Here is a 12,652-nt window from a genome sequence, read left to right on the forward strand (position 1 = left end):
CTGCATACGACGGCCTGCCCGCACTTGCGTGCTCCCGGTGCCCCGTGGCCCGGATGCGCCAAGCTTAACGAAACCTGACGACCGAACAAACGATGGCACCGAGAACAACATGCCGGATAATGGCTTCATCGAGAGCTTCAAACGGCCGACTGCGCGATGAACTGCTCAACGAGACGCTGTTCACCTCGCTGGCTCAGGCGCGCGTAGCCATCGCCCTGTGGCACGCCGACTACAACACCGCGCGACCGCACTCCCAAATCGCCTGGCAGACCCCGGCCGAGTTCGCCCACACCTTCACCCCGCGACGGGACACAGCGCTGCGCACCGTGATCAGCTCCGCGCCTGTGCCCGTCGCTCAAACCGCCCAACAGGGCAACATTGATCGCCGGAGCGAACTCAGGATTGGATAAAACTTGGGGGCAACGTCACCCACGCCGGAAACGAACTCAAAACTGGATAGAAACTGGGGGCAACGTCAGCCAAATTTTTTCAGACGCGTTAAATCGAAGGACGCGCCGAGCGCCAAAGCTCGACCCAGCAGCCCAGTGCTATTGAATGATCTTTCCGTAGCCTTCCGGATTTTTCATCGGTGGCGTATCGGATTGCTTTAGCGACTTATCAAAGCGCTCGGCCTGCTTACGTTCGACTGATTTGACCAATAGCTCCGATTGAAGATCAACCAAGCTAACATCTCCTTTGATCACAGAAAAAATGCGAACAAACACATAGGTAAGCAGGAAGCCTAAGACGGCGGACACTCCAGGATCGACGTAAGGTAGAGCTTTCGGAGGCATGAGAGCGGCCGACGTCAAAGCCGCGTGGATTGCCTTCGCGAACACCAGCGAACCCATGGCCAAAAACACAACGCCGATCAGTGCGCGAAGAGCGCGGATTGATTGCTTTATCGCCCCCGCAATTAGTCGGACTTCGCCAAGTTCAAACTGATCAGGGTTGCTGAACGGCAGGCCCCGAGCCAACCGAACAAGAACGCCTGCCGCGATCACTGACAATGCAGTCAGAAGCGAAGGTTTAGCCGCTTCCCAAAAAGCCACAGATCCGAGCTCCGCCGCAGCTATTGCGCCGGCAAGGGGAAGAACGATATGGCTCCAACGTATGTTCATCGCTTAAATATGGGGCTAACCGACAATCTTTCCATCATGCAAAAAACGTCGATGCACTTCGAGCATCTGTGAAAGAGCGTGCTCAAGATCGAGAAGACCGCTGGTATCAGACATTTTTCGTACCGTCATCTCAGCAGAGAGACGCGCGTCATCACCTTTGATTTCGCCATCGCGTCCGCGAACCCTCAACTCGCCGTCTGGCGCGTTGCGCAAACCTGCTGCTAGATTGCCCATAAACTCCTTACCGAATTTCCTCTTGGTCGCACGATACCCGATGTTGACGGTAACTTCCAACGCAGCGTCCGGGGGCATCGACTCGATTAGCTTCTCTGCCTCCACCGGCCCGAGAAGATCATCGATAATCTTCCTGGCTTTCCCCCAGCCGGCCGCTATTTTTTCGCCAAGGCTCTCGTGGGTCTCGATATCGACGACCTGTGGTGTCGCGACTGCCGGCAGCGCCGGACGCACCGTCTCAGGCACAAGGCCGCCAATTTCGACAGACTTCACGTCGCCGAGGTCGCCACCGACCTGATCGCGGTCGAATTCGGCTTGTAACTCCACGTGCTGGGCCGCTGAGATGACGCCCGCCTGATCGCGAAGCAGCCAGGTCAGGTATTCCTCCATGGACTTGGCTTGCAACGTGACGTGCTGGATTTGATAGAAATGGTCACCAATCGCCAGCCAATACGCGATGCCGTGGAGATATTCGTGCCCGGCCGGCGCTTTTGATTCCGCGATAGCCCAGGCCTTCATCACCTCATCGAGCGTAGGATGAGCGGGGTCGGCTGACAGCTGAAGCAGGGCTTGCATTTGGCCTGGCGAGAACAGGCAAATGTCACCGAAGACATATTCATCCGTTTCGTGAAAATCGTTCAGGAAACGCTGATAACCGTCCGCTTTGGGCACATCCGCGATGCGGTGTTTGACGCTCTCGGCTATTCGGGAGTTGCCTTTCTTGGAATTGAGCGCCTGCCGTATCTTCGCGCTTAAAGTCTCGGCTGGACTGCGAATTATCGCGCCGAAGCTTCCTATAGTGAATCTTGCATCTTTTGGCACTCATCTTCGCTCCCCCGAATCGAACAAGGGCTCGATAAGATCAGAGATTCGGAAGCTGCGCGAGCCGAGGCTCGTCACCCAATACGTCCCTCAAGATCGTTGAACTTTGTTTCCAGGTCCTCGATCTCGCTCTCGGTATCAGAGATCAGGCCTACAATCGCATCACAGAGAACGTCAAAGGCGCCTCCAGTTGGCCGGCGTCCTTAAGCTCTTCCGCCCTTGCGACCTTCTGTTTCGCTTGTGCGAACGCAATGTACTCGAATTCCGGCATCGCCATTCCAGAGGCCCTTTGCGGCGGGATTGGTTGTCAGAAGGAGGGTGCGGCCCTTCAGGCGGCCGGAGCATCCTCGTCCTCTTTCCAATGATAATCAACCGGGATTTCACGGAGAGCCCGCTTAATGTTTCGTACAGCGGTCGCTTGCTTCGCGCCCCAGGGGATGTCCTTTTCGGCGTACTTGGTGCGGACCTTCGCCTCAATAGAATCGAGGTCAATGCCGTCGAGCAGGCCCTTCGCTCGAACTACTTCGAGTAGAAACATTTCGCGGATGTTCGACATGTTCGTGGAAGCCGGATGAAGGAACTTCACCAGCGTCTCAGCTTGACTCTTCAACACCGGCAAATCGGCCCGTCGAATATCCGTCTCTAGGTTCGTTACGCGCTTTTCCAAGTCCGTAAGAAACCGCTGAAGCGCCGCGTCAACCATCTATTCTCTCCCGCCACGAACTGCATCAAAGCACCGTCTTTGATTCGAGTCGAGCGAACGGCGGCGCTTATGGCCCGTCTGATTCCATACGCGTCCAAGGCCTTCCACGGGGTTGAGATTAATGGATATTAGACGAGTTCAGCGGAAAGGCAGCTAAGCGTTTGATTTTGCTTGTACGCCAAAGCGGAATCGAATCCCTGTTACCGCTATGAAAGGTCGGTGGGCAAGCGCGCCGGGTAAGTGCTACGAGTCGCGGCCGCTTTAGGCGATTGGCGCCATGCACCCTCCGTGTGTATGTTGGGGCTTGGGTCACAACGTGACCCGACCCAGACATGGGCAGGCGGACGGTGCTAGGATGCGAGACAATCGCAGAAGACCGCCTCTGACCAGGCAACTTTGCTTTCAGGCAGCGGAAGGTTCTGGGCAACCATTTCGGGCGGGCGCACTCAGAAGCCGAGCTTGGAGGTTGTCCAGCGGTGTAACAAACTGTGTAACAAAGCGCGCAAAAAGGCTAATAATTTCAGACACCTAGACATTAAATCGAAAGACGCTCTCTCCGCCAGTCAATACCCCTGCCCCGTGTTTCGTTGCTGTTTTTGCTGGCGTTTTTCCGATTGTTATCGATCGACCGATTTCGACTGACCATTCCTCTCACCAAAAAGGCTCTGGTCGCCGTCTGGTGCCGCACGCATAGCTCGACCTGCATTGCCGCGCCGCCGATGTCGGCATCTGCACGGCCGATGGGCAGCGAAGCACCTTTGGTCCGGATTGCCGAACAAACCGGAAAACCGTGAAATCGGGAAAACGCGGCAGGCGGGGAAAAGAAAATAGTGCACTGTCACCGTAATTTCAAAATCCCGCCACCGTGAGGCAGCAGACTCTGGGTCGCGCGTACTGGGCGGTTAAGAGTTCTTATCGCCGTTTGGATTTGGTGCCGGAGCCTCTCGCACGTCTCGCGGTGGCGGATCGACATGTTCGAGCTCTGACTGCGCTTCCTTGTCGCGACGACGGACAGGTGTCTTCGTCTTCGGGTCGGGCTTCGGTGGTGGTTCTTTGATTTTGTTTGGCATATCCAGTTAACCGGATCGCTAAGCTCTGGTTCCCGAGTGCCCATCAAAAGCCCCGCCACCGTGAGGCAGCGGCTTCAACTGGCGAGGCATCTTGCGAGCGAAGTTTCAAAGTTGCATCAAGGCTGGGCGGCTGCTCGTGCCTGTTGGCAGGGACAGGGAACGCCACACGTTAGGGAGGGGCAATTGAAACAAGCGCTAGTACTCTGTGCGCTGGCAATTACAATGCCATTGTCCGGGTGCACAACTAGGCCCGGGCAGTTGATGGTGGGGCATAAGCCCTACTACGGATCTGATCCTGGCCCTGTTGCGCTACGTCGGATGGGTGACGCTGGATATATTCCGCGTTCAATTTCATGCTTCATGCCTCGATCTGGCCCTGGTGCAAAATCGCCCAAAGGTTCAACCTTGAAGCTTGAGTGGGCTAAAGCTCCCAAGCCCTATCCGACTTGGACAATAATATCGGCTCCACGTTCGGTGCTTGTGAAGGAGCGGGCGGTGGCAGCAAAAGCAGGTATGCACAAGGTGTCTGGAAGTCACTTCTTTCAGGAGATAGCCGGCGAAGAATTCTACTGCGAGATCTGGCGAGCCGGGTAACCCGCCGGCTTCAACTTCGGCTGCCGGACGGCTGGGCCGCTCTTTGTCACGGAGTGACGATGCACGCTTGCCTCTCGTCGCGATCGCGCTCGTTGAGCCCAAGGCACATCAGAAGATAACCTGTGGCCACCGCATTGACGATCAAGCGGCTGCTCAAACGCTTTTGTACCAAGCTAATTCGGTAACTGGCGGCTACGCGGCCGGGATAAACGCATATCCCTGCCCTTCCTTAACTATTCTACCGAGGCCTGGTCGACCTAGGTGAGCGCCGGCTAGCCAAGTATTTGCATCCGCTGCGTCTTGGAGCAACTTGATCCGGCTAGCCCTCGCTGTGGACTCGTCATCGTCATAGGCCCAAGTAAGCTCGGGACGGGCAAACTGTGCAGCAGGAACGTGGATCAGGTCGCCGCAGAATAAGATATCGCCCTCGCCAGTGCTGAGGAGATAACCCATATGGCCCGGAGCATGCCCAGGTATTGCCACCGCCAGCAAATGATCGGCCAGCCGGTCTCCTCCGTTAATTGGGGCAAGGAGTGGACGAAACTCCGCTAGTTTTGGCTCGGCAAGGAACCCCTCAACGGCGTCCTCCCCAATCATGATCTTGCTCAGGTTGTTAAATGCTCGTCGGCCGTCAGGCGTTAGAAGACCATTGATGTGGTCGCCGTGAGCGTGGGTGAGGGCGACCATAGTGATCGATGACGTGTCGATACCTGCCTCCGCCATCGCTTCCTCAAGGTGACCCATGGACGGGTCCCAACTCCCTCCCGCTCCACAATCAATCAAGACGCGGTCGATGCCAGAGTGATCGAATAGGAAGCAGTTGACCGACAATCGAACGAGCGAATCTTCCCGCTGAGGCGATTCGGTCTGCCTACATATTTTGTTGTTCGGATATCTGAGGGATTCGGCGGGCAGGTCGACATATCCGTCCGAGAGTGACCAGATCTTCCATGACCCCGAAGCGCAGCCCAAGGTATTGGCGCTTTGTGACAGAACTTCCACGGACAACCTGCCAAGCGGGTGATTCATTTTGTAAAGCGGACGCTGAAGTCACTACGTTTTCGAAGTCATCACCTTCTGAACGATCTTCCAAGTCCCGTTTACCTTTAAGCACGACAACATGTCCGTGAAGTAACGTGGCTGAATTTTCAATTTCAACTTCAAAAGCGCGAGTTCTCTTTCAACGTCTATTGACAGGATTTGATCGTCGCGCTCCAGGCCCTGTTGTTTCGGAGCTTTCATATTACGGACGGCTGCTAGCCACATCGCAATCGGCGTCACGCCCACGTTGCCGTCGTCACCCACCTTTGTCACGGAACTTGAGGGATGAAATATAGACGCAAATTTCTCAGCATCCATTTCATAGGCAGCGTCGAAATATGTATGCGCCAGGGAGCGCAAGGCACGAACATCGGTATCCATAGCCGTCCCGAAAAAGTTGTTACACCGAACCGATTCATACGCCCAGCTATCCCGTGCCGAGCGTCAAGCAGGCCGAAACGTGCAGAAAGTTGCCTCACGTCTCCTTGTTGGCCAAACCTAGGACAAAGTGGCTTATGAGACTAGGCGTGTTGCATAGGATGGGGTCATGAGTGATATTCATAAATCATGAGACACGAACTGAACGAACTCGCTACGTTTGCAATCGTCGCCAGCGAACGAAGCTTTACGCGGGCCGCGGTAAAGCTAGGTGTGTCCCAGTCTGCCCTGAGCCACACGATCCGGGGACTTGAGCAGCGACTCGAGTTGCAACTCCTTGCTCGAACAACCAAGAGCGTCGCGCCAACCGCCGCAGGGGCAGCTCTTTTGGAAGACTTGTCTCCGGCACTTGAGCAAATTGCTCGTGCCCTAAACAAAGCCCGAAGCGTTCGCCACCGACCTGCGGGGCGCCTTCGAATTGTAATGTCACGGTCGGCTGCGGTGATGGTATTGCTGCCGAGGCTGACGGCATTCGCTGAGGCCTATCCTGACATCGTTCTTGACGTTGTTACTGTCACTGGCCCTGTAGACCTCGTTGCGGGCGAGTTCGATGCCGGTATTCAACTCGGGGAGTACGTTCAAAAGGATATGATCGCAGTGCGCGTCACGCAGGAGCTGCGATTGGCGGTGGTCGGATCGCCTGGCTATTTTGCGTCACGAAGCATTCCTCAGAAGCCCAAGGATCTAAATGACCATCGATGCATAGGCCTGCGTCTTCCGGGCGGTCCGTATCGGTGGGAGTTCGAGCAAGGACGAAAGGCGGTTACGATCGGCGTCAATGGCCCACTCATAATCGATGATACCAACCTGGTGATTCAGGCGACGCTCGCTGGAGTCGGCCTCGGACTCGCATTTGAAGAGCAGGTCGCAGAGTATGTTGCGAATCACCGCCTTGTTCGTGTGCTGGGGGACTGGACGCCGCCAATTCCCGGCTTCTTCATGTATTACCCCAGTCGCCGGCATCAGCCTGCTGCGCTGTCTGCACTAGTGAACGCGCTGCGACTCTCTTAACAAGAGTCCGCGCGCGAAGACCGGTAATCGTGGCGATCGGAACTGGCGTGTGGAGTGCGCAAGTCATCGCGCGGGCTTGAAACGCCGTGACATCGGGAAAACGCGGCAGGCGGGCGGCCCGGCAGCCTATTGGGGGTGACCGGCCGGCTACCGGGCCTAACCGGCTTGCGCCGGCTGATGAAAACATGCGCTCACGCTAATATAATTGCAACATCGAGATGCCGGTGCGTCCAGCGAGGTTGACGATCTGGACCCCTGCCCCAAAAGGATGGTGGGCTGGTTGGCGCCGCCTTCATGTAGAACATGCGCGTCCGCGCCGAAACGCGCTAACGAAGACGCCGTAGGTGATCGACAAGCGCGCGCAGCTTCGGCGCTACGTTGCGACGGCTCGGATAATAGAGGTAGAAGCCGGCAAAGCGCGGGCAATAGTCCTGGAGAACCGGCACCAGCTCGCCTCGATCGATCGACGGGCGAAAGCTCTCCTCCATGCCGAAGGTGATGCCGGCGCCGGCGATGGCGAGCTTAATCATCAACGCCATGTCGTTGGTCGTGATCTCCGACGCAACGGCAACGCTGAACTCCTTGCCATTCTCGGCGAATTCCCAGCGATAGGGTGCGACCTTCGGTGCGCGGCGCCAGCCGATGCAGCGATGGCCCGCGAGCTCCCGCGGATGCGAAGGCGCCCCGAACCGATCGCGATAGGCCGGCGCGCAGACGGCCAGCTGCCGCTCGTCACCGGCGACAGACACCGCGATCATGTCCTGCTCTATCACTTCGCCGAGCCTGACGCCGGCATCGTATCCCTCTGCCACGATATCGAATTCCTCGTCCGTTACCGTGATGTCGATCTGGACCTCCGGATTGGCTTCGGCAAAGGTCGCCAGGAACGACCCTGAAAGAAAGCGCTCGGCGATCGACGAGACGGCAAGCCGCAGCTGCCCGCGCGGACGCCCGCGCAGGTCCCCGGTGGTCTCGATTGCCGCACGCATGTCGGCAATGGCCGGCGCTATCTCGGCGTAGAGGCGTTCGCCGGCCTCGGTCAGGCTGACGCTTCGCGTCGTGCGCCGGACAAGCGCAATACCGAGCGTCTCTTCCAGCCGCTTCATCGTCTGGCTCACCGCCGAGCGGGTGACGCCCATGCGGCCCGCAGCCGCGCGAAAGCTCCGCTCCTCGGCGACGAGGGCGAACACCGCAAGCGCGTTGAGATCTGGCTGCATTGGTTAGCCTTGCTTTCCACCTTGGGAAGGAATGGCCGTCTTATCGCAACAATGAAACAGATCCATCTTCGTGGCAACCGCTGCATGGCGGTTTCGCAGATCAACCAGACGGAGACAAAAACATGTCCCTCAACAAAGTCGTGCTCGTCACCGGAGCTTCGAGCGGCATTGGCGCCGCCATCGGCCGGGAGCTCGGTGCCGCTGGAGCAAAGGTCATGCTCGGTGCGCGCCGCACCGATCGGCTGGACACACTCGCGGAAGAGATCAGGGCCAAGGGCGGGGAGGCAATGACACGCCGCCTCGACGTGACCAACCGCGCCGATGTCGCCGCCTTTGCCGACGCGGCGCACCGGGCTTGGGGACGCGTCGACGTGATTGTCAACAATGCCGGCGTCATGCCGTTGTCGCTGATGGCCTCGATGAAGGTGGACGAGTGGGATCGAATGGTCGACGTCAACATCAAGGGCGTGCTCTACGGCATCGCCGCAGTGCTGCCGGAGATGACGGCCCGAGGCTACGGCCATGTCGTCAACATCGCCTCTATCGGCGCGCTTTCGGCATCGCCGACAGCCGCTGTCTACTGCGCAACCAAATATGCGGTCCGCGCCATCTCCGATGGCTTGCGGCAGGAGCACGACAACATCCGCGTCACCTGCATCCATCCCGGCGTGGTCGAGAGCGAGCTTGCCGACACGATCACCGATCCAATGGCGGCGGAAGCGATGAAGACCTATCGCGCCATTGCGCTGCAGCCCGATGCGATCGGCCGTGCCGTGCGCTTTGCCATCGAACAGCCGGAGGATGTCGATGTGAGCGAGATCGTCATCCGGCCGACAGCCAACAAATAGGGAGGCAGCAATGGGTTTTCTTTTTCACGGCTCGTACATCGCGATTGCCGCTGCCGTGCTTCTTGCTGGCGCGGCCGTCTTACCCATGCAGAAAGGTCTCACCCAGATGAATATCGAGCAAACCACATCTACCCAGGTTCCGGAAAACCACCCCTATGTCGGGATGTGGGTCACGGCCGATGGCCATATCCGTCACAACTTGCTTCCAAACGGTCGCTATGACGAAGCGCGCGGAAACCGTGAGAGCGCATACCAGGGGCGCTATGAGATCCGGGGCAACCACATCGACTACTGGGACGATACCGGCTTCATCGCCGATGGCGAATTTATTGACGGCGTGCTGCACCACGCAGGCATGATCTTGTACCGGAAGAAGTAGGTGACGTTCGTCTAATCTCGATAAATGGTTGCCGCTGCAGCATATGGCATTATGTCATTTGGCGCGAAGCCAGAAACAGGGGGCCACCTTGGCGACCGAACCACGTTCTCCACGGCCTGCAGTGCTGATCGACGCAGACAATGCCTCGGCCAAGATTGCCGACGGGTTGTTCGAGGAAATCGCAAAGATCGGCGAGGCAAGCGTTCGTCGCATCTATGGCGATTTCTCCAGCACGCGTTCGAAGGCGTGGGCCGATGTGCTGTCGAAGCACGCGATCATCCCGCAGCAGCAATTCGCCTACACCACCGGCAAGAACGCATCCGACATCACGCTCGTCATCGACGCGATGGACCTTCTTCACAGCGGACGGTTCGAAGGCTTCTGTCTGGTGTCCTCCGACAGCGATTTCACCCGCCTTGCCGCTCGCATCAGGGAGCATGGGATCGACGTTTATGGGTTTGGCGAGCAGAAGACACCGGAGAGTTTTCGGCAGGCATGCCGCCGGTTCGTATATACCGAGAACCTGCTTCCGACTGCGCCAGCCAACGCTCAGGATGCGACGCCGACGAAATCTTTGCAGCCGCCCAGCGCCGCGACGCCGGTTATCACCAAGGTCATCTCACAGATGGAAACCGAGGACGGCTGGGTGCCGCTCGGCATCGTAGGCAATCAGCTCGCCAATCTGGCATCGGACTTTGATCCCAGAACCTTCGGCTTCCGCAAGCTGAGCGATCTCGTGCGGAAGACCAATGCCTTTGAGATCGACCATCCCGAGGGTGGAGCGATGCGCATAAGGATCAAACCGGCTGCTAGGAGCCGAGAGAAATCGAAATCGGCCACGTCGCGTTAAGCCCCCACGAAAGGTGACCGTCCCCGGTCCGATTTGGCCCCTGGTCGGACCACTATTTCGCTGGCGGAAACTACCATTCGGCGTATCATTCTCGTCGGAGAGGGCTCGGGGTGGAGGAGGCTGATGAACATCGTTTCGAGAGCGTCTGTCGTTGACTTGACGGCCCAGGAACTTGTTTCATCTGCGCTTTCAAAATTCCGCGCCGGCGACACCATATCGACCAGAGCCGCCATAGATGCCATCCGCCGAGCAGACCCAGCCTGTGAGGACAGCGACGACCATCTGGTCGAGCTTGTCGTCATGACCGCAATTGGTAGGACCATGGGGGTCGTGTTCGACCATCGGTCCCGCTAATGCCTGTCGCCCAAAAGGAAGGCCTCGGGCTTGACTGCCTGGGCTGATCTGGCTGCGCGGACAGGCTTCAAAACGACACCCCTCGCCTATTACGCGTGACGGCCCGTCGGGTTGCAGTGAAGCCCCTTCACTTTTGCCCCCCTTCATCCTGCCGATTTAACAACGCAACCAAGCCTTTACCTTCTAGTCAGTTTGACGTTGCCCCAGCGTCATCCTCGTGTTCCGGTACAACCAAGGCGTTCATTGCAGTATGGCAGCGGCCGCCCTACCGGCCGCCTACAGCACCGCGCGTCCATTTTGGACGCGGAACAACAGCAGGAGACAACAATGGGCATTTTCGACAAGATCAAGGGCGCGATTTTTGGCAGCGCGGTTGCAGCCGAGCTGCCGGCGGCCGCACCTGCGTCGCCGTCTGCTTCAAGCACGGCCCCCGGCGTGACCCCAACGGTGGTTACCGGATCCGGGCCGATGGTTGACAGCACCATTGCCGCGGCACCATCCGCGCCGAGCGCAAGTTCCACAGCCCCCGATGTCGCCGCCATTCTCAACAAGGCGGTTGCCGCCAAGGGGCAAAAGCTAAACTGGAAGAATTCAATCGTCGACCTGATGAAGGCTCTCGATATCGACAGCAGCCTCGCCGCCCGCAAGGAGCTTGCTCGCGATCTGAACTACACCGGCGACATGAGCGACTCTGCAACCATGAATGTGTGGCTGCATGGTGCATTGATGAAAAAGCTTGCCGAAAATGGCGGCAAGATCCCAAGCGATCTGGCCGCCTAATGCATGTCGCGCAAATAATGCATGTCGCGCAAAAGTGTGCAGCGGTTTTGCGATAACGACATGCATAAACAACAATCTAAAGCGCGTCGCATGAGGCCGATCGGACCCGACGCGCTTTAGTTCTGCCCAATTCTGCCTGGATCCCTGACCTTCGGAATTGGGCCAGACCAAAAAGAGCAGCGCCACCCGATTCCATCGGGAGGGGCTCGCTCAACGTCCCTGGAACGAATACCCCGTTGCGCCGTTCTCTCGTTGGAGTTGAGGAGTGGCGTTAATGCGTGATGAACAATTCGATGTTCCCGTGACAATCGAGAGCGAAGGGATCGGACATTCCCTCTCTGTGACGAGGACGGTCCAGGCGGCCTCGCTTCTGGTCGACAAGTGGCCAGACGAAAAGCGCGGGCCGAAATATCGCGCAGCCTTGAAAGCCATGATGGATGCGATGGAGCAGCGGCGGGCGGTTGGCAGTGCGCGGCGGGCGTTCACGGCCGCCGCCAAGGAAGCCCATGTGTTTGTGCGCGAAGGCCGGCACTAAGGAACCTCACGAAATCTCCGTCGTTAAGCCCTAGGTCGAAACGAGGAGAACTGCCATGGCCGACGACAAGACCAAGACCGACAACCGCGATCGCTCACAAGTAGCCGGCGACGAAGACTATGAGGTGAGGCATCTCGCCGAGGAAGCCGGCATCACTCCCGACCAGGCACGCACGCTAATCAAGCGTCACGGCACCGACCGCAAGGTGCTGAACGAAATCGCCGAGAGCATAAAGGCGTTGTGATGGCTGACAAGAAGACCGCAATGGCCGATCGGAAGAAACGCGAGCCGGACGACAAGGAGGCCCTGCGCCTGGCCGAGACCACTGACGTTTCGCCCAACCAAGCGAAGGATTTGATGCGCAAGCACGGCAGGGACAGCGCCAAGGTCGAGAAGGAAGCCAAGAACTTCAAGGCCGAAGGCTGAACCGCCGATTGGTGGAACATCCGCCTTTCGCCGCGTCCCTTGCATCACTGTCGCACGCGGCCGGCCAGCCGCACGCTCCGGCATGGCGTCGCGGCCAGGTTCTCGCGCGCGCCGGCGAACGGCCTGTCAGGCCACCCATCTTGTCTTGAAACGCCGTACTTCTGTTGAGGTCGCGACGGCGAAATCCTTATAGGATTTTTATTTCTTTCCGCTCTGCCACGTCTCGAAC

16 protein-coding genes and 1 pseudogene are annotated in these 12,652 nt (G+C 58.2%); 10 read left to right on the plus strand and 7 right to left on the minus strand.

Annotated elements, in window-relative coordinates:
* Nucleotides 1-118: 118 nt before the first annotated feature.
* A pseudogene (locus E5W87_RS17310) lies at nt 119-410 on the plus strand (transposase); the annotation flags it as partial.
* Nucleotides 411-548: 138 nt separating this feature from the next.
* Here the strand turns inward: E5W87_RS17310 and E5W87_RS17315 are convergent.
* The 3 genes from E5W87_RS17315 to E5W87_RS17325 all read right to left on the minus strand — a co-directional run bounded on the left by E5W87_RS17315 (nt 549) and on the right by E5W87_RS17325 (nt 2,880).
* Entirely contained in the window at nt 549-1,052 is a 504-nt protein-coding gene (locus E5W87_RS17315) for a hypothetical protein (protein WP_292399802.1), read from the minus strand.
* Nucleotides 1,053-1,136: 84 nt separating this feature from the next.
* Entirely contained in the window at nt 1,137-2,177 is a 1,041-nt protein-coding gene (locus E5W87_RS17320) for a hypothetical protein (RefSeq protein ID WP_292399805.1), read from the minus strand.
* Between the two features lie 328 nt (nt 2,178-2,505).
* Nucleotides 2,506-2,880: a hypothetical protein gene (locus tag E5W87_RS17325; protein WP_292399808.1), complete on the minus strand. Its 375-nt coding sequence runs from the start codon at nt 2,878-2,880 to the stop codon at nt 2,506-2,508.
* A 587-nt stretch (nt 2,881-3,467) separates the two neighbouring features.
* Here E5W87_RS17325 and E5W87_RS17330 point away from each other — a divergent pair.
* Nucleotides 3,468-3,674, plus strand: a complete 207-nt coding sequence (locus E5W87_RS17330; protein ID WP_292399811.1) for a hypothetical protein — start codon at nt 3,468-3,470, stop codon at nt 3,672-3,674.
* A 1,062-nt stretch (nt 3,675-4,736) separates the two neighbouring features.
* Here E5W87_RS17330 and E5W87_RS17335 read toward each other — a convergent pair.
* Together E5W87_RS17335 and E5W87_RS17340 are read right to left on the minus strand one after the other, a co-directional pair.
* Nucleotides 4,737-5,546 carry an MBL fold metallo-hydrolase gene (locus E5W87_RS17335; RefSeq protein WP_292399814.1) on the minus strand — a complete coding sequence of 270 codons (810 nt, stop codon included), beginning with the start codon at nt 5,544-5,546 and terminating at the stop codon, nt 4,737-4,739.
* A gap of 51 nt (nt 5,547-5,597) precedes the next feature.
* Nucleotides 5,598-5,966 carry a nuclear transport factor 2 family protein gene (locus E5W87_RS17340; RefSeq protein ID WP_292399817.1) on the minus strand — a complete coding sequence of 123 codons (369 nt, stop codon included), beginning with the start codon at nt 5,964-5,966 and terminating at the stop codon, nt 5,598-5,600.
* A 186-nt stretch (nt 5,967-6,152) separates the two neighbouring features.
* On the opposite strand from E5W87_RS17340, the gene E5W87_RS17345 reads away from it, so the two are divergent.
* Nucleotides 6,153-7,034 (plus strand): LysR family transcriptional regulator, encoded by an 882-nt coding sequence (locus E5W87_RS17345; protein WP_292399820.1) that lies wholly within the window; start codon nt 6,153-6,155, stop codon nt 7,032-7,034.
* Nucleotides 7,035-7,360: 326 nt separating this feature from the next.
* On the opposite strand, the gene E5W87_RS17350 is transcribed toward E5W87_RS17345, so the two are convergent.
* Entirely contained in the window at nt 7,361-8,251 is an 891-nt protein-coding gene (locus tag E5W87_RS17350) for a LysR family transcriptional regulator (protein ID WP_292399822.1), read from the minus strand.
* A 122-nt stretch (nt 8,252-8,373) separates the two neighbouring features.
* Here E5W87_RS17350 and E5W87_RS17355 point away from each other — a divergent pair, with 122 nt between their 5' ends.
* The 3 genes from E5W87_RS17355 (at nt 8,374) to E5W87_RS17365 (ending at nt 10,328) form a co-directional block, all read left to right on the plus strand.
* Nucleotides 8,374-9,099 carry an SDR family oxidoreductase gene (locus tag E5W87_RS17355; RefSeq protein ID WP_292399825.1) on the plus strand — a complete coding sequence of 242 codons (726 nt, stop codon included), beginning with the start codon at nt 8,374-8,376 and terminating at the stop codon, nt 9,097-9,099.
* 10 nt (nt 9,100-9,109) lie between these two features.
* Nucleotides 9,110-9,478 carry an Atu4866 domain-containing protein gene (locus E5W87_RS17360; protein ID WP_292399827.1) on the plus strand — a complete coding sequence of 123 codons (369 nt, stop codon included), beginning with the start codon at nt 9,110-9,112 and terminating at the stop codon, nt 9,476-9,478.
* 88 nt (nt 9,479-9,566) lie between these two features.
* Complete coding sequence (locus E5W87_RS17365; protein WP_292399830.1) at nt 9,567-10,328, plus strand: NYN domain-containing protein; 762 nt, start codon at nt 9,567-9,569, stop codon at nt 10,326-10,328.
* 189 nt (nt 10,329-10,517) lie between these two features.
* On the opposite strand, the gene E5W87_RS17370 is transcribed toward E5W87_RS17365, so the two are convergent.
* The gene (locus E5W87_RS17370) at nt 10,518-10,670 is read right to left on the minus strand and encodes a hypothetical protein (RefSeq protein WP_292399833.1); all 153 of its coding nucleotides are present in this window, start codon (nt 10,668-10,670) and stop codon (nt 10,518-10,520) included.
* Nucleotides 10,671-11,009: 339 nt separating this feature from the next.
* Here E5W87_RS17370 and E5W87_RS17375 point away from each other — a divergent pair, with 339 nt between their 5' ends.
* From E5W87_RS17375 to E5W87_RS17390, 4 genes are all read left to right on the plus strand, one after another.
* Nucleotides 11,010-11,462 carry a DUF3597 domain-containing protein gene (locus tag E5W87_RS17375; protein ID WP_292399836.1) on the plus strand — a complete coding sequence of 151 codons (453 nt, stop codon included), beginning with the start codon at nt 11,010-11,012 and terminating at the stop codon, nt 11,460-11,462.
* Nucleotides 11,463-11,736: 274 nt separating this feature from the next.
* Nucleotides 11,737-11,997, plus strand: coding sequence for a DUF982 domain-containing protein (locus tag E5W87_RS17380; protein ID WP_292399839.1), 261 nt, complete (start codon nt 11,737-11,739; stop codon nt 11,995-11,997).
* 55 nt (nt 11,998-12,052) lie between these two features.
* A complete protein-coding gene (locus tag E5W87_RS17385; protein ID WP_095488451.1) occupies nt 12,053-12,241 on the plus strand; it encodes a DUF3606 domain-containing protein in 189 nt (62 codons plus the stop codon).
* On the plus strand, nt 12,241-12,423 hold the full coding sequence (locus tag E5W87_RS17390; protein ID WP_292399843.1) for a hypothetical protein: 183 nt from the start codon (nt 12,241-12,243) through the stop codon (nt 12,421-12,423). The genes E5W87_RS17385 and E5W87_RS17390 overlap by 1 nt, the downstream gene beginning before the upstream one ends.
* The last annotated feature ends 229 nt before the right edge of the window (nt 12,424-12,652 follow it).

Origin of the sequence: Mesorhizobium sp. (genome assembly GCF_004962925.1) — a bacterium.
GTDB lineage: Bacteria > Pseudomonadota > Alphaproteobacteria > Rhizobiales > Rhizobiaceae > Mesorhizobium.

Excerpts from the sequence above, each read along its gene's own strand:
- E5W87_RS17345 (WP_292399820.1), top strand. The coding sequence starts at position 6,153 with ATGAGACACGAACTGAACGAACTCGCTACGTTTGCAATCGTCGCCAGC.
- E5W87_RS17355 (WP_292399825.1), top strand. The coding sequence starts at position 8,374 with ATGTCCCTCAACAAAGTCGTGCTCGTCACCGGAGCTTCGAGCGGCATT.
- E5W87_RS17325 (WP_292399808.1), bottom strand. The coding sequence starts at position 2,880 with ATGGTTGACGCGGCGCTTCAGCGGTTTCTTACGGACTTGGAAAAGCGC.
- E5W87_RS17340 (WP_292399817.1), bottom strand. The coding sequence starts at position 5,966 with ATGGATACCGATGTTCGTGCCTTGCGCTCCCTGGCGCATACATATTTC.
- E5W87_RS17360 (WP_292399827.1), top strand. The coding sequence starts at position 9,110 with ATGGGTTTTCTTTTTCACGGCTCGTACATCGCGATTGCCGCTGCCGTG.
- E5W87_RS17375 (WP_292399836.1), top strand. The coding sequence starts at position 11,010 with ATGGGCATTTTCGACAAGATCAAGGGCGCGATTTTTGGCAGCGCGGTT.
- E5W87_RS17350 (WP_292399822.1), bottom strand. The coding sequence starts at position 8,251 with ATGCAGCCAGATCTCAACGCGCTTGCGGTGTTCGCCCTCGTCGCCGAG.
- E5W87_RS17380 (WP_292399839.1), top strand. The coding sequence starts at position 11,737 with ATGCGTGATGAACAATTCGATGTTCCCGTGACAATCGAGAGCGAAGGG.
- E5W87_RS17370 (WP_292399833.1), bottom strand. The coding sequence starts at position 10,670 with ATGGTCGAACACGACCCCCATGGTCCTACCAATTGCGGTCATGACGAC.
- E5W87_RS17390 (WP_292399843.1), top strand. The coding sequence starts at position 12,241 with ATGGCTGACAAGAAGACCGCAATGGCCGATCGGAAGAAACGCGAGCCG.
- E5W87_RS17385 (WP_095488451.1), top strand. The coding sequence starts at position 12,053 with ATGGCCGACGACAAGACCAAGACCGACAACCGCGATCGCTCACAAGTA.